This window comes from Desulfovibrio sp. JY, assembly GCA_021730285.1.
Taxonomy (GTDB): Bacteria; Desulfobacterota; Desulfovibrionia; order Desulfovibrionales; family Desulfovibrionaceae; genus Solidesulfovibrio.
The window spans coordinates 2,673,541-2,696,229 of sequence record CP082962.1; the positions used below are offsets into that span (position 1 = coordinate 2,673,541).

The 22,689-nt window shown below is 64.3% G+C and carries 18 protein-coding genes; 11 read left to right on the top strand and 7 right to left on the bottom strand.

The features are described 5' to 3' along the window. Nucleotides 1–79 precede the first annotated feature (79 nt). The 5 genes from K9F62_11955 to K9F62_11975 all read left to right on the top strand — a co-directional run bounded on the left by K9F62_11955 (nt 80) and on the right by K9F62_11975 (nt 5,311). Nucleotides 80–733 carry a peroxiredoxin gene (locus K9F62_11955; GenBank protein ID UJX39443.1) on the top strand — a complete coding sequence of 218 codons (654 nt, stop codon included), beginning with the start codon at nt 80–82 and terminating at the stop codon, nt 731–733. Next, the gene (locus K9F62_11960; protein UJX39444.1) at nt 730–999 is read left to right on the top strand and encodes a hypothetical protein; all 270 of its coding nucleotides are present in this window, start codon (nt 730–732) and stop codon (nt 997–999) included. Before K9F62_11955 ends, K9F62_11960 begins: the two co-directional genes overlap by 4 nt. Nucleotides 1,000–1,212: 213 nt before the next feature. After that, nucleotides 1,213–1,827, top strand: coding sequence for a zinc/iron-chelating domain-containing protein (locus K9F62_11965; protein ID UJX43194.1), 615 nt, complete (start codon nt 1,213–1,215; stop codon nt 1,825–1,827). Continuing rightward, complete coding sequence (locus K9F62_11970) at nt 1,824–4,193, top strand: PBP1A family penicillin-binding protein (protein ID UJX39445.1); 2,370 nt, start codon at nt 1,824–1,826, stop codon at nt 4,191–4,193. The genes K9F62_11965 and K9F62_11970 overlap by 4 nt, the downstream gene beginning before the upstream one ends. A 605-nt stretch (nt 4,194–4,798) precedes the next feature. Further along, nucleotides 4,799–5,311 (top strand): hypothetical protein, encoded by a 513-nt coding sequence (locus K9F62_11975; GenBank protein UJX39446.1) that lies wholly within the window; start codon nt 4,799–4,801, stop codon nt 5,309–5,311. A 166-nt stretch (nt 5,312–5,477) separates the two neighbouring features. Here K9F62_11975 and K9F62_11980 read toward each other — a convergent pair whose 3' ends face one another. After that, on the bottom strand, nt 5,478–8,627 hold the full coding sequence (locus K9F62_11980) for a hypothetical protein (protein ID UJX39447.1): 3,150 nt from the start codon (nt 8,625–8,627) through the stop codon (nt 5,478–5,480). A gap of 150 nt (nt 8,628–8,777) precedes the next feature. Here K9F62_11980 and K9F62_11985 point away from each other — a divergent pair, with 150 nt between their 5' ends. From K9F62_11985 to K9F62_11995, 3 genes are all read left to right on the top strand, one after another. Next, nucleotides 8,778–9,152 (top strand): hypothetical protein, encoded by a 375-nt coding sequence (locus K9F62_11985; GenBank protein ID UJX39448.1) that lies wholly within the window; start codon nt 8,778–8,780, stop codon nt 9,150–9,152. Between the two features lie 3 nt (nt 9,153–9,155). Then, a complete protein-coding gene (locus tag K9F62_11990) occupies nt 9,156–10,274 on the top strand; it encodes an NADH:flavin oxidoreductase (protein ID UJX39449.1) in 1,119 nt (372 codons plus the stop codon). A gap of 137 nt (nt 10,275–10,411) precedes the next feature. Beyond that, nucleotides 10,412–11,494, top strand: coding sequence for an IS110 family transposase (locus tag K9F62_11995; protein UJX39450.1), 1,083 nt, complete (start codon nt 10,412–10,414; stop codon nt 11,492–11,494). 421 nt (nt 11,495–11,915) lie between these two features. Here K9F62_11995 and K9F62_12000 read toward each other — a convergent pair whose 3' ends face one another. Together K9F62_12000 and K9F62_12005 are read right to left on the bottom strand one after the other, a co-directional pair. Continuing rightward, nucleotides 11,916–12,425: a hypothetical protein gene (locus K9F62_12000; protein ID UJX39451.1), complete on the bottom strand. Its 510-nt coding sequence runs from the start codon at nt 12,423–12,425 to the stop codon at nt 11,916–11,918. A gap of 2 nt (nt 12,426–12,427) precedes the next feature. Then, nucleotides 12,428–12,865 carry a hypothetical protein gene (locus K9F62_12005; GenBank protein UJX39452.1) on the bottom strand — a complete coding sequence of 146 codons (438 nt, stop codon included), beginning with the start codon at nt 12,863–12,865 and terminating at the stop codon, nt 12,428–12,430. A 484-nt stretch (nt 12,866–13,349) separates the two neighbouring features. Here K9F62_12005 and K9F62_12010 point away from each other — a divergent pair, with 484 nt between their 5' ends. Continuing rightward, entirely contained in the window at nt 13,350–15,182 is a 1,833-nt protein-coding gene (locus K9F62_12010) for a radical SAM protein (GenBank protein UJX39453.1), read from the top strand. A 142-nt stretch (nt 15,183–15,324) separates the two neighbouring features. Here K9F62_12010 and K9F62_12015 read toward each other — a convergent pair whose 3' ends face one another. From K9F62_12015 to K9F62_12030, 4 genes are all read right to left on the bottom strand, one after another. Next, on the bottom strand, nt 15,325–15,531 hold the full coding sequence (locus K9F62_12015) for a TOBE domain-containing protein (GenBank protein UJX39454.1): 207 nt from the start codon (nt 15,529–15,531) through the stop codon (nt 15,325–15,327). 490 nt (nt 15,532–16,021) lie between these two features. Next, nucleotides 16,022–17,221: an iron-containing alcohol dehydrogenase gene (locus tag K9F62_12020; GenBank protein ID UJX39455.1), complete on the bottom strand. Its 1,200-nt coding sequence runs from the start codon at nt 17,219–17,221 to the stop codon at nt 16,022–16,024. A gap of 326 nt (nt 17,222–17,547) precedes the next feature. Continuing rightward, entirely contained in the window at nt 17,548–18,765 is a 1,218-nt protein-coding gene (locus K9F62_12025; GenBank protein UJX39456.1) for a 6-phosphofructo-2-kinase/fructose-2,6-bisphosphatase, read from the bottom strand. Further along, nucleotides 18,765–20,744, bottom strand: coding sequence for a U32 family peptidase (locus K9F62_12030; GenBank protein UJX39457.1), 1,980 nt, complete (start codon nt 20,742–20,744; stop codon nt 18,765–18,767). Before K9F62_12030 ends, K9F62_12025 begins: the two co-directional genes overlap by 1 nt. Before the next feature lie 210 nt (nt 20,745–20,954). Between K9F62_12030 and K9F62_12035 the strand changes: the two genes are divergently transcribed. Both K9F62_12035 and K9F62_12040 read left to right on the top strand, forming a co-directional pair. Then, nucleotides 20,955–22,142 (top strand): pyridoxal phosphate-dependent aminotransferase, encoded by a 1,188-nt coding sequence (locus K9F62_12035; protein ID UJX39458.1) that lies wholly within the window; start codon nt 20,955–20,957, stop codon nt 22,140–22,142. Between the two features lie 172 nt (nt 22,143–22,314). Then, a complete protein-coding gene (locus tag K9F62_12040; GenBank protein UJX39459.1) occupies nt 22,315–22,605 on the top strand; it encodes an RNA-binding protein in 291 nt (96 codons plus the stop codon). The last annotated feature ends 84 nt before the right edge of the window (nt 22,606–22,689 follow it).

Here is a 22,689-nt window from a genome sequence, read left to right on the forward strand (position 1 = left end):
ACGCCGGCCTTGTATGCGGCGATACCTTGGGCATCTACGCCGTGTCGCGGCAGCTGTCCGCGACCGTCAAGGAGCCCGCATGAGCGACAGTGAAGCCCTGTCCTTTCCTCCGCGCCTCGGGGAGCCCGCCCCGGATTTCGAGATCGAAACCACCCAGGGCATCCTGCGTCTGGAAGACTTCCGGGGAAGCTGGCTGGTGCTTTTCTCCCATCCGGCGGACTTCACCCCGGTGTGCGCCACGGAGATCATCGCCTTCGCCGGCGTGCACGAGACGTTGCGCGCCAGCGGCTGCGAACTGCTCGGGCTGTCCGTGGATTCCATCTTTTCCCATATCGCCTGGGTGCGCTCCCTGGAATCGCGGTTTTCGGTCACCGTCGATTTCCCTCTGGGCGCGGACACCACCGGCGTGGTGGCGCGGCGCTACGGCATGCACATGCCCGCCGAATCACCGAACGAGCCCTCGCGTGTGACCTTCGTCATCGACGACCGCCAGATCGTGCGGGCTCAGCTTGCCTACCCCATGACCACCGGCCGCAATGTGGACGAGATCGTGCGGCTGGTCGCGGCCCTGCAGACGACCGACGCCCATGGCGTCGCCACCCCGGCCGGCTGGAAGCCGGGCGAGGCGGTGCTCGCCCCGCCACCGCGCACCAAGGCCATGGCCGAGGAGCGGGTGAAGGCGGCTGGGCCGGGCTGCCCGGATTGGTATTTTTGCAAAAAGGAGACGGCATGACGTCCGAGGACAATCTACACGAACGTATAGACGCCGATGAGAGCGTCGCCGCCATCAAACCCGACGGAGGACTGACCCAGACGGCCAAGGATATCCTGCGCGTCTGCGATCCGCCGGCGACCGAGGAGGATATCAGCCGGGCCTTGGTGCGCCATTTTTCCCAGGTCGAACCCATGGTGCGCGATCTGGTCAACCTGGGATTGCTCGTGGATGTCGAGGGCCGGCTGGCCCTGACCGACCTTGCCCGGGAAAAGCTGCCGCGTTAGGGCCGCGCCCTTAAACGCCGCAGTTTGAGAAGGGTAGGAAAGCGCGCGCGCGAGCGGGGCGAACCCTTTTTATAGGGGTTCCCCTGCCGCCTCTTTGTCCGAAACGGAAGGCGTCCGCTGTACCGGCTCGGCCTTTACGGTCGCGTTTGGCGGTATTATGGTGTCCAGTATCGATGCGCCGGTCGTCTGCCGTCCGGCGACGGCCAAGCGCCTCTGGAGGTTACCGTGAACGCCTTTTCCCGGCCCGGGGAGATCCCCGCGCCGCCCAATCCGGAAAACTGCCGCCAATGCGCCGCGGCCGGTCCCACCTGCTGTTCGCTCACGCCCGGACATGAGGACCTGTGCTTCCCCATTTCCGAGATGGAGCGCCACCGCATTGCCGAGCATGTGGGCCTTTCGCTCGGCGCGTTCACGCCGGAAGCCAATTCCGGGGCGTTTCTCTCCTGCATGCGCCGGCTTTTTCCCCGTGAGGGCAAGCTGGTCGAAAGCCTTTTCCCGGAATGGGGACGGCACCTGCGCCTGTCGGTCACGCCCGAGGGGCACTGCGTGTTTTTGCGGGACGACGGATGCCGCTTGCCAAGGGAGGCCCGGCCGTATTATTGCCGCCTCTTCCCATTCTGGATGACCGACGGACGGGTCACGGCCTTTGCCGCCGCCGGTTGCCTCGTCCACCGCCAGGGCCGCACCGTCGCCGGGATGCTTGCGCTTCTTGTGGCGACCGAGGGGCAAGTCCGCGATCTCCACGGCCGACTGCGGCTGGCCTGGGGGCTTCCTCCACAGGAAGGCATGCCCGCGGTCACTCCCGCCCCAGCGAGATTTGGTACGTGAAAAAACTCCTCATATTGCTTGTTCTGTTGTTGTTCGTTGGCGTCGTTTCCGGTGCCGCCGGCTTGATCGGCCTGTATTACTGGGCATCGAGCGATCTGCCGAGCTTTCGCAAAATCACCGACTACCGCCCGCCGCTGGTGACGACCATCTACACCCGCAACAACAAGGTGCTCGGCTACCTCTATTCCGAAAAGCGCTTTCTGGTGACGCTTTCGGAGATGCCCGACTTTTTGCCCAAGGCCTTTCTGGCCGCCGAGGACGCCACCTTTTATCAGCACGAGGGCGTGGACCTTTCGGCCATCGTCCGGGCCATGATCAAGAACCTCCAGCGCGGCGGCATCCGGCAGGGCGGCTCCACCATCACCCAGCAGGTCATCAAGCGGCTGCTTCTCTCTTCGGAAAAAAGCTACAAGCGCAAGATCAAGGAAGCCATCCTGGCCTACCGCCTGGAAAAGTACCTGACCAAGGACGAGATCCTCACCATCTACCTCAACCAGATCTACCTCGGCTCCCGGGCTTACGGCGTGGAGGCGGCGGCGCGGACCTACTTCGGCGTCCACGTCGGCGACCTGACCCTGGCCCAGGCAGCGCTTCTGGCCGGCCTGCCCCAGGCGCCTTCGCGCTACAGCCCGTTTCGGGATTTCCAGGCGGCCAAGAACCGCCAGAAATACGTGCTCGGCCGCATGCTGGCCCAGGGCTGGATCACCCAGGCCCAGCACGACCAGGCCGTGGCCGAGCCGCTGGTGTTCAAAAGCATGCCCGACCCGTCCTGGGAGGTGGCCCCGTTCTACCTCGAGGAGGTGCGCCGGGAGCTCATCGACCGTTTCGGCGAGGATCAGGTCTACAACGGCGGCCTGCACGTGCACACGGCCGTGGACCTCAAGCACCAGGAGGCGGCCGAGCGGGCCCTGCGCGAGGGGCTGGTCGCCTCGGAGAAACGCCGGGGCTACAAGCCGACCCTGGAGAAGCTCGACAAGGACAAGTACGCGGATTTTCTGGCCCACAGCAACGTGCCGTCAGCGCTTTTGACCCCGGGTCGCTGGCTCAAGGCCCTGGTCACCGAGTCCGGCGCCCAGGGGCTGACCGTGCGTTTCGGCGACAAGTACGGTTTCATCCCGGCCGGCGAGATCGGCTGGGCCAAGGGCCGGGTGGAGGTCGGCGACCTCATCTGGGCCTCGGTGCTGGCCGAGCCGGAAAAGCCCGGTGCCCGCAAGGAAGAGGCCGAGGCCCCGGCTCCCAAGGGCAAAAAGGGCAAGGCCGCCGAAGCGAGGAAATCCGCCCCGGCCCCGTCCGCCCGGCCCATGTGGAAGCTGGCCATGCAGCTCGAGCCGCGCATCGAGGGGGCCATCGTGTCCATGGACCCGCGCACGGGCGAGGTGCTGGCCTGCGTCGGCGGTTTCTCCTTCGAAAAAAGCCAGTTCAACCGGGCCACCCAGTCGTTTCGCCAGCCCGGATCGTCGTTTAAGCCCATCGTCTATTCCGTGGCCATGGACAACGGCATGACCCCGGCCACCGTGGTCATGGACGCGCCTTTTTCCTATCGCGATCCCTGGAGCGGCCAGGTCTGGTCGCCGGGCAACTATGAGGGCAGCTATTCCGGGCCCATGACGCTGCGGGCCGCGCTGTCCAAGTCGAAGAACCTCGTCACGGTGCGGGTGGCCCAGCAGGTGGGCATGAAGAAGATCATCGCCCGGGCCCAGGAACTGGGGCTGCGCGGTGAATTCGTGCCGTACCTGCCGGTGAGCCTGGGGGCTGTCGCCGTCAACCTGCTGGACATGATCCACGCCTATTCGGCCTTTGCCCGCGACGGTTCGACCATCACCCCGCGCTTCGTCCTGGACGTCAAAAGCCCCTGGGGCGAGGAACTCTACGTCAACAAGCCCGAGATCAAGCAGGTGCTCACGCCCCAGACCGCCTATATCATGGACTGCATGCTCAAAGAGGTGGTGCGGGCCGGCACGGCCACGCGGATCAAGGTCCTGGGGCGGCCCCTCGCCGGCAAGACCGGCACCACCAACGACTTCCAGGACGCCTGGTTCATGGGCTTCTCGCCCTATCTGCTGACCGGCTGCTACGTCGGCTTCGACCAGCCCAAGCCCATGGGCAAGGGCGAGACCGGCGGACGGGCGGCGCTGCCCATCTGGCTGGCCTACCGCGAGGCCGTGGAAAACGATTATCCGGTCGAGGACTTCTCCCGGCCCCCGGGCATCGTCATGGCCAACGTGGACGGGGTGCCCATGGCCTTCAAGGAAGGCACCGAACGCGGCTCCATGGCCATCATGGACGAGGAGCAGGAAAAAGCCTTTTTCACCGACCCCAACGCGCCGCTCGGCAAGGGCGAGGACCTGCTCAAGCAGATGTTCTGATCGCGTGCGCCCGCGGCCGGTTCCCCTGGCCCGGGCGCGCGCGTTTTCCCACAGCCCATCCCTCCTATCGCCTTCTGGCGCGGGGGCAGGGCGTCCGCTTTTTCTTGGCCGCCGCGGTGGCCGTCTTTTCCCGAACAGAGGGTATCCCGCCGTCGCCCGGGCCGTTTTGGCTGCCGGGCGACGGTTTTTTGTCGTCGTCCCGGGCGCGGGACAGGGTTTGGTCCCGGACGTCTTTTGGGGATGTGGGTCCGGATTTTTTCGGGGGGCGGGGAGGCGGAGGTCGCGGAGTGATTATGGAAGCAGTGGTGGAAGATTAGGGGGAAATGTGTCTTTTATATGACGCCTCATGGATAAAATTATATCTGTGAAATGGATGGAATAACAGAGGCGTTGCTCAATAATACGCGGAGAGATGGAGTGCTTTATGGGAGGATTCGCTTTTGTATCGCAGAAGTCTTTCGGGGCGTTTTCGGGGATCGTTTTGATCTGACGCAATGTTAATAAAAAGGTTACGTCGAAATATTTTATTTTTTTCTCTAAACTCATTTGTCCTTCGGCCGATAAGACCCGCAGGCAAGGTTGCACCAAACCAAAGGAGAAACGCCATGTCTTCTGATCCTATCAGCCTTAGTTACGGCAGTGGCACCAATACGAGCCTGGGCACGCTGACCAGCTCCAGCAAATCCTCGACCGTGAACGCGGCTTCGGGCTCGAACGATAACTCCTCCGGGAGCCAGGGCATTCAGGGTGACGGCAAAAATTTTTCCAACGGCGCGGAAATGATGCAGAAACTCAACGATCTGCAAAGTTCCGATCCGGACAAGTTCAAGGAAGTGGCGCAGAAGATTTCGGACAGTCTGTCCGATGCGGCCAAGAATTCCACGGATTCCAAGGCCGCCGGCATGTACAGCGATATGGCCGGCAAGTTCGCCCAGGCCGCCAAATCGGGCAATATGTCTTCGCTGGGCCCCTCCGAGCCGCCGAGCAACGCTTCCGGCGCCCAGGGCCAGGCGGCCATGAAGTACGCCGCCCAGCAAAACGGCGGCAGTAATCCCATGGATAACGTCGACCACATCATTTCCGGCGCGCTTTCCGGCGTGGGCTCTTCCGAAGCCTAGCCATCGCACACCGTGGTCTCCCGCCGCCGGAACGTGTCGGGCACGCGGCGGCGGGAGGCGGGAATGACGCCCCGCCCGTTTCCGAAAGCCCGAGAGCCGACTTTCGAATGTAACAGTTCGGAAGAATTTATTTTTTTAAATACGCGCGTATTTTTCAGGGATGCGGCTACCGGTCGCGCGACGACGCGTCGTGGCCGAATAGCGTGTTTTCCAGACTTTGCGTCTCGGCCGGCGGCAGGCGCATGGCGAGACGCTGGATATCCTCCAGGTAGCGCCGGGCGTTGCTTAAATAGAAGGCCAGGGCCGGCGCGAACGTCTTTCCCACCAGGCCGTCGATAAAAAGGCGGCTGATCTCCTTTTCCCGCAACAGCACGTACTGCGACAGCAGAAACACCCGGCGCTCCCGCAGCGACATGGCGCGCAAAGCCCGGGCCATGACCGTACGGGCGTGGGGCTGGTACATCCATAGATACATAAAATCCAAAGCGTTTGCGATAAAAATGGCTTGCAGGCCGCCCGGGCGCGCGTCCAGGTCGGACAGAAACCGTTTGGGCGACTCGAGCAGGCTCGCCGCATCGGCGTCGGGATGGAGCAGCTCGAGCCGCGTCTGCGCCTCCCGGAGCTGGCGGAATTTTTCCCGGTAGTCGCGGGCGCGCAGGCGCAGGTAGTGGCCCCGGTCGGCCAGCCCTTCGATGACGGCGGCCACGCAGTCCGAGGCGAACTTGGACACGATGGCCGCGAAAGGGTCCAGGAGCGCCTCGGGCGAGGCCGCGCCGGCCTGCCGCAAGGTCCAGGCCAGGACGAAATTGATGCCCACGGCCAGCGGGATGGAGAGCACCGACCGGAACAGGTTGCCCAGGGCCGCCGTTCGGGGAAGTCCCCGGAACAGGTTGTGGCTGGCCAGGTACAGCCCGTTGGCCACGGCCATGATGGTGAAAAGGGCGGTCGGGTTGGTGGTGGTGGTGATGTCGAACCCGTGGCCGAGGATGACCGAGCGCACCAGGACGTCGAGCAGGGGTACGGAAAAACCGGTGAAAAAAAGCGAGTCCGCGATGCGGTCGATGCTGACGTAGTCTTCCCAGCGCAGAAGCGGGCTTCGCCGCAGCCCGCCGCAGCCGAAAGCCGTCTGGATCAGGTTGCGCAGTCCCGTTATGCCGAACCAGATGAACGGGCCGCCATAGGCCAGGACCCACCACGAATGCGTGCTGGCGAAAGACACGGCGGCCACGGCGAAGCCGATGCCGATTTTCACGGCGTTTTTGAGCGCACCGTTGGCGTAGCGCCCCCGGAACCGCATGGGCCGGGCATCGGCGGCCGCCTGCAGAAAGCGTTCGGCGGCGCTTGGCTGCATGCCGCCCAGGGTATGGATGTTGGCGGTTTTTCCGGTCGCCTTGAAGGCGCGGCCCACCATCCACGACAGTCGCCAGCGGTAGCCGCCAAGGCGCAGGGCCGGCCATTCGCCAAGACGGCGCCGCGCCCGGGTGACGGGTCCCGGCGGGCAGTCGTCGGGCAGGGCGGAAAGGCGCGGCGAGACGGCCAGTCCCACGGGGATGACCCGGCGCAGGCTCTCGTCCGGCTTCCTGGCCCGGGCGGCCAGGTGGCGTCGGGTGCGGTGGGGCAGGGTGTCGGCCACCGCCAGCCCCATGCCGTGGCAACGGATGGAATGGCCCGAGGAATCCGAACCCATGCGCACGCCAAGGGGGGCGCGACGGTAGGCGGCCGTGATTTTCCCCACGTCCGGGCGCAGTTCCCGCAGCCGCGCGGCCGTTGCCGCATCTCCGGCCGCCTCGGCCCGGTCGGCCGCCCGGGTGATGCGCTCCTTGAGCCCCACGGCATCACCGGCGTTGAGGATGGCCAAAAGCTCCAGCGTATCGGTCGCGTCGCGTTTTTCCGTTTCGAACAGCCGGAGGTTTAGGACCTCGATATGCGTGATCGCGCCCTGGCAGGCGAACAGCAGGCGCAGCACATCGGAAAGGGCCATGCCCGCCGCCACCAGCGTCAGGCGGTGCGCGCCGCACAGTTTGGCGAGCGTGTCGCAAAGTTCCCGTGGCGACACGCGCAGGCGCTTGGGCAGGGTTTCGCCGGGCGCGGCCTCCTCGGGCGGCGTGAGCTCCGGGTTGGCCCCGGGCGAGAGCCAGCCGTCCAGCAGCGCCTCCACGTCCAGGGCCTCCAGGGTGGCCAGGTAGTCCTTGAGCGTCGTGTCGCCCGGGGCCGCCCGGGCTGGCAAGGCCTTGCCCCGCGCGGCCAGAAGCGGTTCCAGCCGGTCGTGGATGAACCGGGCCAGATGCAGGGGACTGGGCTGGCCGTGCCCCACGGCTTCGAGAAAGGCGTCCGGGGACAGGGGCGGCAGGTCGAGCCCGAAGCGGGTGTTTATGGCCGGTCGGTGGCGGGTGTTGAAGGCGTCGAGCAGCGCCAGGGCGTGGCGCTTGAAGCGCAGGGAGACTTCCCGCCCCTGGCGCATGAAGGCCTCGATCTCGGGATCGCGCAGAAACGCGGCGCTCTCTTCGGGACGGGACAAGGCCTCCGGGGTCCACAGGAATTTGACCGGCCTGCCGTCGTGACGGGCCAGCAGTTCGATGCCGATGGCCACCTCCATTCCCATGACGGCGGCGGCGGCCAGCAGTTCGGCGGCGGTGTCCGGATGCACGTGGTGGTAGTGGACCACGGTGAGCCGGCGGATGCCCTTGATCCAGGCGTCGAGGATCAGGTGGGTGGGGGATTTGCGCCCTTTGGTCGCGGCGTCGTGGACATGGTCGTCGAAGGAAACCTGGTTCCATTCTTCCGGCATCTCGAGCAGGTGGTTCTCGGCGAGCAGGCGGCGCACCACCCGGGGATTGCCCGGCACGGCGGCGCGGAAGTCGTGGGCCAGCTCCAGCTGCCGCCGCCGGTCGTCGCCCGCCCGCACGAGCTGCTTCATGATTTCCACCAGCACCCGGGCCGTGTTCTTCTCCAGACCGGTGCCGGCGATGGCCGTGGCCTCGTCGCGCAGGCAGGCCAGCGCCCGCAACCGGTCGTCGGCCAGTCCGGCCTCCAGCGAGCCGATCAGGCGGATGATGGCGTAGGCTAGGCGCAGGGTGCGCGGGGCAGCCATTTCCTTGATGCCGTGGGGGTGCAGGTACGGTGCGAGCAATCCCCGCAGTCCCGGGGAATCCCGCCGGGACCAGACGTCGGCGACGAGTCCCAGCAGTTCGTAATCCCCCTGGTCGAAACACAGCCGGGCCGGGCCGGACAGCGCCGGGGCGGACGGAAGCCGGGTGCTCGGGCTGGCCGGATCGAGCCTGGGCAAGGAATCGCCTGGGAAATCGCTGCGTTGCATAACCACCTTTTTTCCTTGAACAACTCCTAGCGTCTGGCCGGGGCGGCCGTCAAGGGGCCTTGATCGGGGGCGCCGCTTGGCCTGGCAGGCCGGTTTTGTTATGCACGGGATTGGCAGTATGATACCGTCTGTCGCAACACGGGAGGAAAAATGGGAAAACCCAAGGTTCCCCAGGCGGCCCTGGACATGGCCCGGCAAGCGGCCGTGGCGATCCGCCGCCTGGAAGCCGAGGCCGGCAGGGCCCTTCATGAGGCGGGCGACACCGCCGGTCACCGGAAGCTTCTGACCGACAAATGCCTGACCCTCGAAGGCCTGCCCGGGGAGGTTGCCGATAGCCTGTCCGCCTCCGACGCGGATGGCGCGGCCGCCTTTGCTGCGGGGCTCGAGGATTTCGCCCGACGGGCCGGCATGGCCCTGTCCCTCGAGAGCATCTTCTTCATGGGCGCGCTGCTTTATCCCGAGGACTACCAGGACGGCGACCCCAATGATCTGGAACGGTTCCTGGATCGCTTCGAGGCGGCGTAAACCATGGGCGTTTTCGATCCCATCGTGATCAACGGCATGCGGGTCAAGAACCGTTTCGTGCGTTCGGCCACGGCCGAGGGCATGGCCGCTCCCGACGGCACGGTCACGGACAGGCTCGAGGCGGCGCTCAAAACCCTGGCCATCGGCGGGGTGGGGCTCGTCATCTCGGGCCATGCCTACGTGGAGAAGCGGGGACAGGCCGGCATCGGCCAGCTTGGCGTCCACAGGCCGGAGATGGAAGCGGGGGTGGCCAGGCTGGCCAGGGCCGTCCATGCCCATGGCGGCCGGTTCGTGGTCCAGCTTGCCCACGCCGGCTGCCGGGCCGATCCGACCCTGTCCGGCGAGCCGGTGGTCGGGCCTTCGCCGCCCGCGACCCAGGACGCGCCGCCGTGCATGGCCATGAGCGCCGAGGATCTGGCCCGGTTCGAGGCCGCCTTTGGCGCGGCCGCCGCCCTGTGCCGTGACGCCGGGGCCGACGGTGTGCAGATCCACGCCGCCCACGGCTACGGCGTAAGCCAGTTTCTCTCCCCGCGCACCAACCGTCGCCTGGGGGCCTACGGCGGCGCTCTGGCCAACCGGGCCAGGCTTCTGCTCGAAACCATAGGCGCCATCCGGGGCCGGATCGGCAACGGTTATCCGGTCCTGGTCAAGATCAACAGCGAGGATTTCATCGAGGGCGGCATGACGGCCGAGGAAGGCCGGCAGGTCGTTTCCTGGCTCGAGGCCGCCGGCGCGGACGCGGTGGAACTTTCCGGCGGCACGCTGGATTCGGGCAAACTGGCGCCCGTGCGACCGGGGAAGCTCGCCATTCCCGACGGCGAGGCCTATTACCGGGAACAGGCCGCCGCGCTCAAAGCCCAGGGGATCGGCATCCCGCTTATTCTGGTCGGCGGCATACGCAGCCTGGAAACCGCCGAGGGGATTGTCGCCTCGGGCACGGCCGACATGGTCGCCCTGTCCCGGCCGCTGATCCGCGAGCCGGGCCTTATCGCGCGCTGGGAGTCCGGCGATGCCGCCCCTTCCGCCTGCGTCAGCGACAACGCCTGCTTCGTGCCCCTGCGCCGGGGCGAAGGCGTCTCCTGCCTGACCGAGATCCGGGAGAAGCGACGCAGGGCGTCGTAATGAGACTGGGGGGAACCTTTCTGTAGAAAGGTTCCCCCCAGACCCCCTTCCCAAATACCATGTTGGCCTCGACCCTCAAACTGGCTGATAGTGCCAGTAAATGTGCTCGTAGACACAAACGAGGCGAGGAGACCAACATGGCAGGACAAGCGTTATCCCAACTTCAAGCGTTTGTGGAGGCTTCACAAGGTCGATCTTTTTTTGTCGGATTGGATGTCCATAAAAATAGTTATTTTGTTGCGTTACGTCGGTTTGATGGAGTCGTCCACACCTTGGTGATGTCGGCGAGCCCGCAGGCTCTGATCGACAAATTGGCCGCGGTGGGCGTCACCGTGGCCATGGCGGCCAGTGAATCCGGGCCGACCGGATTCACCCTGTCCAGAGCGCTCACAAAGGCAGGGATTCCCAATCTCGTGGCGGCTCCCAGTCGGATTCCCCGCCCCGTGGTCTGGGGCGCAAAAACAGACCGGCTCGATTGCGTCAAACTGGCCGATTACGCCGCCAAGGGGATGCTGCGTCCCATCGCCGTGCCGACCGAGGAGCAAGAAGCCCAGAGGAGCCTGGAGCGCCGACGACACGATCTGGCCGACGACCTGCGTCGTGTGAAACTTCGCATCCATTCCCATCTGCTTTTTTTGGGCCTTACCGAACCACCCAATCTGAAATACTGGAGCAAGGTCGCTGTAGCATCCCTGCTTAAACTGCCCATGCATCAGGCTGCCCGGTATACGCTGGAAAGTTTTGTGCGGGAGATGCATGCCATCACCAGCGAATTGTCCCTCGTTGAACAGCAACTTGAGACAATTTGCCGCCAGGGAGAGCATGACAAAGTCATCAAGTGCCTGCGCACCGTGCCCGGTGTGGGGCCGCTCATCGCCGCGACCTTCCGTCTGGAGTTGTTTCAGCCGGAACGTTTCAGCCGGGCCGAAGAGGTGACAAGCTATCTGGGACTTGCGCCCATGGTGCGCCAGAGCGGCGAGAGCAAGGGCCGGGCCAGGTTACGGCCCGTGGGGCAGACCAAACTGCGAAGTCTTTTAGTGGAGGCGGCCTGGAAATGGCGCGCACACGATCCGAAGGCTCAGGCCTGGTATCACAAGTTGCTGGGGAAAAGCGGCCTGGCCCAAAAGGCCATCACAGCCTTAGCTCGAAAACTGGCCATCATTTTGTGGCGGCTGAGCCTGGAGAAACGAGCGTACCGATTTGAGGCGGTTATGGCGTGAAACGGCGGCGGGCGAGGATCACGCCGGCTCTGGGAAGCCCCGTGCTCCTCGCCCGCCAAGAGGGTATTGCAGCGCCAACAAGGACCTGTGGCAACGAGTAGGGAAGACTGAAAGCCTAACAGCCAACAATTTTTCGGATTGGTCGCGGAAAAGTCTGGCCGCATGGCGGCGTTTCTCAAATGGCGAAAATCCGAAAACTACCGAATCGGTACTTGGCGCTTCGGGCGCGAATAGGAAACGGGCGGTTAGACTGCGTCAGCCGGCTTGACTTTGGGCCACATAGGGAAGACTTTTAACGGTGAGGGGATGTTGCCCGCCAACAAGTCGTAAAAGTTAAAAAATTTAGGAAGGGGAGAGCGCGAGAGGGGAGAACCCTTTGCAAAAGGGTTTCCCCTCTCGCACTTTTTCTTCTTGCCTCTTCCTATTCTTCGTTCTTGTTCTGGATGAAGGCGATGGTTTTTTCGGGCAGGGCTTTTTGGCCGCCGGCGGCCGAGAGTTCCGTCAGGTCTTCGGTAATGGTGAGCATGAGGTTGGTGAAGCGCGTCTGCATCTGGAAGCGCTCCCGGGCGTCGGGGCTGTGCCAGGCCTGCTTGAGGAGTTCCGCCGCGTGGTGGTGGATCATCAGCGCAATGGGCTTGGGCATGCTGCCGTAGTATTCCAGCATATTGGCCTTCATCTCGTCGATGCTCTCCAGGAATTCGGCGAACTGCTCGGTTTGCCGCTCCTCCTCCATGCGCGTCCGGCGACACTCTTCCTTGAAGCGGATTTCCATGAGCTCCAGGCGTTTTTTGAGTTCCGCCGCGGCCACGAGCTTTTCTTCCTTGAGCCGGTCGAGCTCGGGCTGGTTTTTCTTGTGCCACTCGGCCGCCTCGCTCCGGACGGAGTAGCAAAGCCGGGTGATGGCCTTGGCGATGTTCTCGGGTATCGACATGGTTACCTCGTTTGTTCGAAGAAAAGTTCCATCACCGGCGGCGTGTCCGAGGCGCCCGCACTGGCGAAAAAGTGATTGAGCGCCGCGAGCCGGTCGAAGTCGACATCCGTGATCGCCTTTTCGATGAAAACCGACGTGCGCTGGTGCATGTAGGGCGTCATTTTGCGTTTGTTGGCCTCGAGCTGTTCGCGCACGATGACCGCCATTTCGCGGATGTTGCGGCGCTGATGGCGAAGCGCCAGCTTGGTCCGCGCTTTTTGGCCCTTGGCCGCGATATTCTCCCGGATGCGACGGTGTTTTTCCAGTCGCCGCTCCAGCCGGGTTTTGCGGCCGAGCAGATAACGGTAGGCCAGAAAGGTTAAAAGGAGCGCCGGGCCGTACAGGGCGACCACGGAAAAAGAGACATAGATCAACGACGTCTGGGCGGGATTAGGCGGCATGGCGGAAAATAAGGGCGTCCGGGAATCGGCCCGGGCTTTTGTGGGCCGCGTGCCGGTCGGAAGGAAAAAGGCGTTGTCGCGTACTCGTGGCTGCACTCATGCGGCTGTGTGCCCGTATCGCCGGCCGGTGGCAGTGGCGCTCCCCGGCGGCCCAAGCGGGCGTCCATTTGCCCTGCTAGGCCAAAGCCCGGCCGGCGTCAAGCCGGCGCTCCCGCCCCCATTCGCGCCGGACAGGCCTCGCGCCAACCGGCCGGGACCACGGGGTTTTACCGGGTGCCCAAATCCGCATCACCCGGGAGGACGCCGGGCCGAAAACGGGCGGCAGCCGGGTTTTCAGAACTTTCGTGACTCTTCTTTGTTGGGAAAAACATTCTATCCTCCTGTGATGTCGATGGAAATGGCGGCAGTGTCAAATTGCCCGGGCCGCCGCCTCCGGCCTATACTTCTGGCTTTCGCAGAAACGCCCAAGCTAGGAGCCTGACCCATGCGCTGTCCCATTTGCGAACGCGGTTGTATCCTCGAACCCGGGAAAACGGGCCTTTGCGGCCGCTATACGCTGGAGGACGGCGGCGTCGGGGAGTGCTATCCGGACCGTTATCTGATCGCCAGCCCCATTTCCGTGGAGACCATCCCCTTGCTCCATTTCCATCCGGGCGCGCCGTTTTTCCAGATCAGCACCGTGGGCTGCAACTTCGATTGCCCCGGTTGCATCGCCACGGTCACGGCCCGGGAGATGCGGCCGGACAGCCCGGCCCTGCGCCATATCCCGCCCGAGGCCGTGGTGGACATGGCCGTGGAGCAGGGCTGCCGTGGGATCGCCTTTTTGATGAACGACCCGCTGGCGTCCTATTTCACCTTTCTGGAGGTGGCCAGGGAGGCCAAGGCGCGGGGGCTTCTGGTCGGCTGCGCCAGCAACGCCTATTTCACCGAGGCGTCCCTGGAACCGTTTCTCGGGCTTCTCGACTGCATCAACATCGGCGTCAAGGGCATCAGCGCCGCGCGGTCCAGGCTGTGTGGCGGGGCGGACCCGGAGGTGGTGCTGCGTAACATCCGGGCGCTCGTCGCGGCGGGCGTGCACGTGGAGGTCGCCTGCATGGACCGTCTGGACAACCGGGACGACACCCGGCTTCTGGCCGCGACCCTGGCGGATATTTCCCCCGACATGGTGCTCCAGATGATGCGCTTCGTGCCCATCGAGGACGCCGATCCGGCGCTTGAGCCGGCCATTGCCGACACCGAGGCCTTTGCCCGGGAACTGCGCCGGACACTGCCCTTCACCTACGTCTTCAACACGCCCGGCACACGCGGCCTGGACACGGTGTGCCCGTCGTGCGGCGCGCCGGTCGTTTCGCGCGATTTCTACGGCCCCATGGGGGCGCGGCTGGTCGAACTCGCCCCGGGCGTGTCGCCCGATTCCCTGCACTGCGCCGCCTGCGGGGCCGATGCGGCCCTGCGGGGGCCGGCGGAACCGCCGGTCATGCGCGAGGGGGCCTTTCAGGGCGGCTATCCGTTCACCCGGGCGCTCGAGATCGTGGAGTCCATGTGCCTGGCCATGGGCGTGGACGACCAGGCCGAGGTGGTCGCCGTATGGGAGCATCTGCTGGCGGGGCGCATGCTGCACCAGCTCCACAAGGACATCCAGACCATCGACGGCTACATGCGGCTGATCCGCGAGTTCGGCGGCGTGCTCGGCCGCGACCGGGCGGCCGGGCGACTGGTGGATTTCCTGGCGGGGATGATCGCGCCGGTATGCGAAGGTGTGGCCAAGGCCGACAGGCGTCCCCGGACCTTTTACGCCATGGGCAAGCCGCTGTTCGGCCTCAAGGGCGACCGGTTCGAAAATCATCTGGTGGGCGTGGCCGGCGGGGAAAGCCTCAACACCACCCTGGACCTCGATGGCCGGCCCGGCCGCTCCATCACGGCGGAAACACTACGACAGCTCGATCCCGAAGTGATCTTCATCTCGTCTTTTATCTCGAACAACATTGGCGATTTTTGCCGGGAGTGCCGGGAGCTTGGGCTCGGCGACGTGGCGGCCGTGCGCGAGGGACGCGTTTATACCGCGCCGGTGCCGTCGAGCGACTTCGGCGCGCCCAAGTGGGTGCTGGGGCTGCGGTTTATCGCCAGCAAGCTGCACCCGGAGTGTTTCCAGTTCGACAGCGAGGCGGACGCGGCGGCCTACCATGGCCATGTTTTCGGCCGCAACTTCCCGCTCGCGAGCATCAATCGGTCCTTTGCCAAGCCGAGCCGCGATTGGAAATTTGTGAAGGCGGGGCCGGGGAGCAGAGAAGAAAATGCGAGAGGGGAAACCCTTTAGAAAAGGGCAGTATCCCCTCTCGCGCTCTCCCTTTCCTCAACGTTTAGCCGGCACGGGTGCCACGCACGGGCATTTTTGGAGGAACGAGCCGGGGGCAAGGCTTTGGCGGGCCAAACCTTGCCCCCGCAGGCGGAAGCGGCGGTTAGTCGGTGACGACCATGATGCTGGTGGCCTTGATCATGGCCTTGACCGGGGCGCCGGCCTTGAGGCCCATGTTTTCGGCGGATTCCTTGGTGATGACGGAGACGATTTCCACGCCGCCGGCGTCGATGACGACTTCGGCGTTGACCATGCCGATGTTGACGGACTTCACGGTGCCGGGAATAAGATTGCGGGCGCTGACTTTCATGGGTTTTCTCCTGGTTGAAGGATGCTTGCAGAGTTTGCGAATCCTTCATAGCACAAAGATGAATTGTTTCCAGTCAGAGAAAGATTTTTTTCAAAGAAATTTTTCAGTCACACGGGGCGTTAAATTTTCATGTGAGTGTAACGTTGCAGTCATATCGCATGCAAAGTCGATGGGAAAAGGTTTTCTTATTTGCGGTATCCCCCCGAGGATTGCGTATTTGCTGTGGAACAACGTCCCGGAAACATGGGACGAGTTGGCTCACCTTACGCCGATTTTCGACCTTGGGCCTGTTTCGTACAAAAAGCGACCCCGGGAAATCGCGTTGAGCGGAACCGTTTCCTAGCCCGTCTTCTCTGATATTCTCCATGAATAAAATGTGTTAGCTCCCCCATGTTAGAAAGTTTAGGAAGGGGAGAGCGCGAGAGGGGAGAACCCTTTTCAAAGGGTTTCCCCTCTCGCATTCTCTTCCCCTCCCCTTCCCACTTCCCTCCTAAATCGAATTGCGGAAGATACGGGCGATCACGTCCTCGGTGACCGGGATGGGGGCCAGGGGCAGCAGCATTTTGGACAGGGACGAGCCCATGGTGGTTTTGACCAGGGCCGGGATGTCGGCCTCGGTGTAGTAGCCGGCCATGCTGGTGGACTGGCCCACGCCGTGGCACCAGTCGCGCAGCTTGGCCACCACGAAGTCGGTTTCGGAGGGCTTGCCGACGAGGCCCGGGATGATGGGCGAGAAGAGTTCCGCCACCACCTCGGGCACGGCCGGGTAGATTTCCTGGACCATGGCCGGCATGAGGATGCCGAGGCCGTCGCCGTGGGTGACGCCGGCGTTGAGCGTGCTCATGGCGTGCTCCATGGAGTGGGTGATGTGCAGCAGGCCCAGGTCGAAGCTGATGCCGGCGATGGCCGAGGCGTACATGAGCCAGTAGCGGGCGGTCAGGTTGCCGGGCTCCACGATGGCCGTGGGCAGATAGGTGGCCACGTGGCGGATGGCGTCGCGGGCCAGGCCGATGGAGTAGGGCGTGGTGGTGATGGTGGTGGCCGCTTCCAGGGCGTGGTTGATCGCGTCGATGGAGGTGGAGATGGTCTGCTTTTGCGGCATGGTGGCGGTGAGCGCCGGGTCCTCGATGGTGAAGGTGGCGTAGATGTGGGGCGAATTGATGGCCGGCTTGTCCTCGCCGTCGGACTGGGCCACGGCGAAGGCGTCGCATTCCGAGCCCGTGCCGTGGGAGGTGTTGATGAGCACCAGCGGCGCGGCGTCTTCGATGGGCGTTCCTTTTTCATAGAAATCCACGGCTTTTTTGCCGGGATGCTTCATGAGCACGGCGGCCGTCTTGGCCGTGTCCATGGCGCTGCCGCCGCCGATGGCCAGGATGGCCCCGGCTCCGAAGTCCGTGCCCATGGCCGCGGCTTCCTCGCAGTTGGCGTAGGTGGGGTTGGGGCGGACCTTGTCGTAGTGTTTCCAGGCGACGTGGGCGTCCAGGGCCGGCTTGACGCTTTTCCAGGCGCCGCTGGCCGTGTAGGCGATGGAATCGGTGACGACGAGGACCTTGTCGATGCCTTTGGCTTTGAGGGCGGCGAGGATGTCGCCGACCTTGGCCACGGCGCCCACGCCGAAATAGGTGGTGGGCCGGGTGGGTTGGAGCACGAAAACCTTGCGGATATCGATTTTCTTTTCCCAGTCTGCCATGTGAGCCCTCCTGGTGTAGCGTTGTTACACAGTACGGCTTCGCGCCAGACCCCATGCGATAAACCACGGCGCGACGCCGCAAGGCCTTGTCGCATCGTTATTGCGACAATAGTAAGTTTGGGAAAATGTACCACGTATGATCGGGAATGCAAGGGACGAAATGCCACCTCGTGCGTCTTCCGAGGGGAAGTCGCAGAGGGGAGGCGTTGTTTTCGGAAAGAAAACGGTCCGGTTGCGGGCCGGATGTTCCTGGATGCCAAATGGCGGCAGGGGGGACGGCGAGAGGAGAGGCCCCTTTTTAGCGGGGGTTCCCCTCTCGCTTCGCGCTAGAATTTTCTGAGTTCGAACAGCTTTTTGGTCTGGGTCGAAACGATGTGGAAGTACTTGTCCTGGGGGATGAAGATGTAGGGAACGTCCTCGGCCCGGCGGAACAGGAAATCCGAGAGGATCATGCGGTTGACGGCCTGGTGGCCGATAATCATGATGTACTCGGAATTGCCGCTTAGGTAGAGGGCCTTTTTCACGCCCCGGTAGACCCGGCCGGCCATGGTGGCATAGCCCTCGCCGTGGGGATACACGAAGTTGTATTTGTTGCGGGTCCGGGCCGCGAACAGATCCGGCCGGGTGCGTTCGATCTCGGCGTAGCTCATGCCGTCGCACTCGCCCACGTCGATCTCGTCGAATTCCGGGAAGGCGTGGTGGGTGGTCTGGCCCTTGCGCGTCTCCAGGAGCGGCTCGGCCATTTCCAGGGTGCGGGTCAGCGTGCTGGTGAAAATGTACGGGAGCGGCGTGCCGATGAAATGGCGCGAGAGCCCCCAGGCCTGCTTGCGCCCCTTGTCGGTCAGGCTCGAATTGCCGCCCACCATGTCGCGCACATTGTATTCGCTTTCGGCGTGGCGCACGAGAAACAGGTTCTTGATCCAGTCGGACATGAGCAGGTCGCGGATGCGGCCGTAGTAGGGCAGGCCGGCCGAGATGCGCTCGGACAGGATGCGGTTATTCAGCGTATCCAGCCGCACCAGATCGGGGGCCTCGTCCGGCGGTTCGTAGATGTGGCGGTAGTAGCCGATGCGGGTCACGAAGCTTTTCTTGGCTTCGGCCTCGGACAGGCCGGCGAATTCCGGGAGCCTGGCCTTGCGGGCGATGGACAGGGCCAGAAGCTCCGGGTCGTCGTTGATGCACTCGATGAATAAAATGGGATGGTTGGGCAGATGGGCCCGCAACGTCTCCCGCCGTTTGCGGGAGACGTTGGTGGCGTCGAGGATGGCGATGTCGCCTTCGGTGGACAGGTAGGCCTTGGCCTCGGCGAAATTGACCGCCGCGATGCGCTCCCGCAGCCCGGCCGCATGGGTGTTGGCCGGGTTGTAGAAATCGGGATTGGACGTGTTGCCCGGGATCATGCGCCGGCGCACGTCGCCGTTGTTGAAAATTCCGACCTTGATGTCGTCTTTTTCCAGGTTCTCCTTGATCTTGGCGCCCACAGTGGACTTGCCCATGGCCGGCAGCCCCACCATGGCGATGTAGAGCTTGCTCGGCCTGGCCATTAGAGCAACCCTACTTCCCAGTTGAAATGGCTGGTGCGTTCGCGCCGCTCCACATCCCTGGGCATGGGCTCGCGCAGGTCCACGAACACGCTGTAGCCGGCCCTGACCAGCTCCTCGCGGTGCTTGTGCAGGTCGACCTCCCAGTTGGCGTAGAGCCAATAGGTGCGGTCGTACTTGACGGCCCAAAAGCCTTCTTCCTTGGGACTGATCACCGGCAGGCAGGTCTTGATCTCGCCGGAAAGCACCCGGGAAAGTCCGAGCGGCCAGGCCCCCTTGTGCACGATGCCGAGCGGCAAGGGCGAGAGCTTCGGCAGGGCGAGCATGTCCTCGCCGGAAAGTTCCGGCGAAACGAAGGCCCCGGCGAATCCGGCACGCCCCAGTTCGCCGATGGCGATGGGGTTGGCGATGTTGCAAAACGGGCCGGCCCACAGCTCCAGTCCCTTGGCCCCGGTCGGGAAAAGCCCGGTCTGCCACGGCGCGCCGAGCACGAACCGCTTGCCGCCGCGCGAACAGATGGCCGCAACCAGGCTGACGAATTCGCTTTCCTCATCCGGCCACACAACAGGCGGCAGCCACCACCACACCGAGGCGGCCCGGCCGAGCGGCAGGTTGTGCGCCCGCTTGGTGGAAACCCAGACGCCAAACGGCCCCTTTTCCTTGCGCATGTCGGGATGCCGCCACACGCTTATGGAAAGCGGTTCGCCCCGGGCCGGCTTTCTGGGCTTCGGCATGGCGGGGGAGAATTCCACGGCTTTGGCCTCGCGCTCGGGCAGGCGTTCAAGCTCGGCCTGCAAGGGGCGCAGCTTGTCCATGAGCGCGGGTTCGCGGCGGTCGATGAGGTAGGCCGGCATGCCGGATTCGGGGCGCGGGGCGTCGCTTATGGTCAGGGTGAGCCGGCCGCCCTTGGGCACGGGCCGCGTCACCTTGATGATGCGGTGGCCGGGTTCGTCCTCGGTGCCGAGGCGCACCAGGTCGCCGGTCATGAGCGTCACCCGGGCCGACAGGTTCCATTGCCCGGGCTTCATGCCCCGGGTGAGCTTGCCGGCGGGCAGGCCCGAGCCGGTGCGCTCCTTGGCGTCGATGGGGTTCTTGGGGCGCTGGGGCAGGAAATTGTAGTTGGTGGTGGCCCGGCCGAGGGACTGTTCCAGAAATTCCAGGGCCATCTTCTTGGCCGAGGCGTCGTCGGCGAAGTCGCGCAACAGCTTGTAGGCCGCGACCGTATGGTAGACGTAGTGGGGGCCCTTTTTGCGGCCCTCGATCTTCCAAGACGTCACTTCCGGGATGGTCAAAAGCGCCTTGGTCAGGACGTCGAGGCTTAAGTCCTGGCAGGAGAAATAACGGCCCTTCTGGCCCCGGTGGGTGTAGATGCGGCGGCAGGGCTGGACGCAACGGCCGCGAAGCCCGGATTTGCCGCCGAGGAAGCTGCTCCAGTAGCAGCGGCCCGAGACGTTGTAGCACAGCGCGCCGTGGATGAAGACTTCCAGGCTAAGGCCCTGGGGCGCGGCCTCGGCCATCTCGCGGATCTCGTCCACGGAGAGTTCCCGGGGCAGGACCACGCGGGAAAAGGAGTAGCCGGGCAGGGCGCCAAGGCCGGTCGCGCTCGAGACGTTGGCCAGGGTGGACAGGTGCAGTTCGCCCTTGTAGCCGGCCTGCCGGGCGACCGCTGCCACGCCCAGGTCCTGGACGATGAGCGCTTCCGGGCCGACGTCGGCGACGAGGCGTTTGACCAGCCGGCCGGCCTTGTCCGCCTCGTCGGGCTTGAGCAGGGTGTTTATGGCCACGTAGGTGCGCACGCCGCGGCCCCGGGCCAGCTCGGCCAGGCCGGCCAGCTCGGAGATGGAAAAATTGCGGGCCAGCATGCGGGCGGAGAAGTGCTTGAGCCCGCAGTAGATAGCGTCGGCTCCGGCGGCCACGGCCGCCAGATACGAATAGGGATCCCCCGCAGGGGCCAGGATTTCAGGCTTTTTCGCCTCGGTCATAGGGATACTCGTTTGCAGGAATTATGGGCGGGAGATGCCGCGAGGGGAACACCTTAGGACAAAGTCGAACGGGAGGGAATACTTTTTCCGCATCCCGGGCCGCCGGCCGGTCCCTGGGGCGGTTTTCGGCGCCAGATTCGTTACCATATTGCAACAGTTGGGATTTGGTGCAATGGTGACTGCCACGTTTTTTTACCGGAGGGGCGGAGCATGCAACTGGTGACCGAACAGATAGAGCGGTATTTGTCGGGCGGTGCCTGGATTCGCAAGATTTTCGAGCAGGGCCTGGAGCTCAAGAAGCGGTACGGCGAAGAGGCCGTCTGCGATTTTTCCCTGGGCAACCCCGACCTGCCGCCGCCGCCCGTCATCGGCCAGTGTCTGGCCGAATTGTCCGGCCAGATGGATAAGCCCTTTGCCCTGGGTTACATGCCCAACCCCGGCTATCCCGAGGTGCGGGCCGCCCTGGCCGAGCATCTGCGCAAGGAACAGGACGGCGCGCCCATAACCGCCGGCGACGTGATCCTCACCTGCGGCGCGGCCGGCGGCATCAACGTTTTTTTCAGGACCGTGCTGACGCCCGGCGACGTGGTCCTTTGCCCCTCGCCGTATTTCGTGGAATACGACTTCTACGCCGCCAACCACGGCGCAACCCTGACCACCGTGCCGACCAAACCCGACACCTTCGAGCTGGACATCCCGGCCATGGAGGCGGCCATCACCCCCCGCACCCAGGTGGTCATGATCAACTCCCCCAACAACCCCACCGGCCAGATCTATTCCAAGGAAACGCTGATCGAGCTTTCGGCCATGCTCACCCGCCAGAACGCGGGCCGCGACCGGCCGATCTATCTGCTGGCCGACGAGCCGTACCGCTTTCTGGCCTACGACGGCGCGACCGTGCCGTCGGTGCTGCCGCTCTATCCGTATTCCCTGGTCATCGGCTCCTTTTCCAAAAACATGTCCCTGCCGGGCGAGCGGGTCGGGTTCGTCGTGGTCTCGCCGGACATGCCGGGCCGGGAAAAGCTCGTGGCCGGCATGGTCTTCGCCAACCGCATCATGGGCTTCGTCAACGCCCCGGCCGTGGGCCAGGCGCTTTTGCTGCGCGCCCTTGGCCAGGAAGTGGACCGCGGCATCTACGAACGCCGGCGCAAGGCCATGGCCGGGGTGCTGACCCGGTCGGGGTATTCGTTTTTCATGCCGCGCGGGGCGTTTTATTTCTTTCCCAAATCGCCCATCCCGGACGAAGTGGCCTTCGTGGAACGCCTCGCGGCCGAGCGGGTGCTGGCCGTGCCGGGGCGCGGATTCGGGCTGCCGGGCCACTTCCGGCTGGCCTTTTGCGTGGACGAGGCGGTCATCAACCGGGCCGAGGCGGGCTTCGCCAAAGCCATGGCCGGATAACGGGCGGGCTTTTTTTACAAGATATCTGTTGACAGCCCCGGTGGGGCGGCATAGTTGATTGCATCTCAACGTTGGCTAAGTCTTTGTAACCGTCTCCGAGGATCTTTGCGTTTGCCGAGCTCCCGTCGACCTTTGAAGAGTTAGCCCGAAAAAAAGTTTGGAGCTTTAGCGAATGTCCAAGAAACTCTACGTCGGCAACCTTCCTTTTTCCACCAATGAAGACGAAATCCGCACTCTCTTCGCCAGCTATGGCGATGTGGAGTCGGTCAACCTGATCGTTGACCGCGAGACCGGCCGCCTGCGCGGCTTCGGCTTCGTGGAAATGACCCCTGAAGGTGCCGATGCCGCCATGGAAGCCCTTGACGGCAAGCCTTTCGGCGGCCGCGACCTGCGCGTCAACGAGGCGCAGGAGCGTCAGCCCCGTACCGGCGGTTCCGGCGGTCCCCGTCGCAACAGCTGGTAGTCGCCGTCAAGCCGGCGTCCGCGTCGGCTACGGAAGCAGCCAAGGCCCCGTCCGCGTGCGGACGGGGCCTTTTTCGTATACTCC

Coding starts and splice junctions, on each gene's coding strand:
- K9F62_12030 (UJX39457.1), bottom strand. CDS start 20,744: ATGACCGAGGCGAAAAAGCCTGAAATCCTGGCCCCTGCGGGGGATCCC.
- K9F62_12025 (UJX39456.1), bottom strand. CDS start 18,765: ATGGCCAGGCCGAGCAAGCTCTACATCGCCATGGTGGGGCTGCCGGCC.
- K9F62_11975 (UJX39446.1), top strand. CDS start 4,799: ATGTCTTCTGATCCTATCAGCCTTAGTTACGGCAGTGGCACCAATACG.
- K9F62_11990 (UJX39449.1), top strand. CDS start 9,156: ATGGGCGTTTTCGATCCCATCGTGATCAACGGCATGCGGGTCAAGAAC.
- K9F62_12040 (UJX39459.1), top strand. CDS start 22,315: ATGTCCAAGAAACTCTACGTCGGCAACCTTCCTTTTTCCACCAATGAA.
- K9F62_12020 (UJX39455.1), bottom strand. CDS start 17,221: ATGGCAGACTGGGAAAAGAAAATCGATATCCGCAAGGTTTTCGTGCTC.
- K9F62_11980 (UJX39447.1), bottom strand. CDS start 8,627: ATGCAACGCAGCGATTTCCCAGGCGATTCCTTGCCCAGGCTCGATCCG.
- K9F62_11985 (UJX39448.1), top strand. CDS start 8,778: ATGGGAAAACCCAAGGTTCCCCAGGCGGCCCTGGACATGGCCCGGCAA.
- K9F62_12015 (UJX39454.1), bottom strand. CDS start 15,531: ATGAAAGTCAGCGCCCGCAATCTTATTCCCGGCACCGTGAAGTCCGTC.
- K9F62_12000 (UJX39451.1), bottom strand. CDS start 12,425: ATGTCGATACCCGAGAACATCGCCAAGGCCATCACCCGGCTTTGCTAC.
- K9F62_12035 (UJX39458.1), top strand. CDS start 20,955: ATGCAACTGGTGACCGAACAGATAGAGCGGTATTTGTCGGGCGGTGCC.
- K9F62_12005 (UJX39452.1), bottom strand. CDS start 12,865: ATGCCGCCTAATCCCGCCCAGACGTCGTTGATCTATGTCTCTTTTTCC.
- K9F62_11995 (UJX39450.1), top strand. CDS start 10,412: ATGGCAGGACAAGCGTTATCCCAACTTCAAGCGTTTGTGGAGGCTTCA.
- K9F62_12010 (UJX39453.1), top strand. CDS start 13,350: ATGCGCTGTCCCATTTGCGAACGCGGTTGTATCCTCGAACCCGGGAAA.
- K9F62_11960 (UJX39444.1), top strand. CDS start 730: ATGACGTCCGAGGACAATCTACACGAACGTATAGACGCCGATGAGAGC.
- K9F62_11955 (UJX39443.1), top strand. CDS start 80: ATGAGCGACAGTGAAGCCCTGTCCTTTCCTCCGCGCCTCGGGGAGCCC.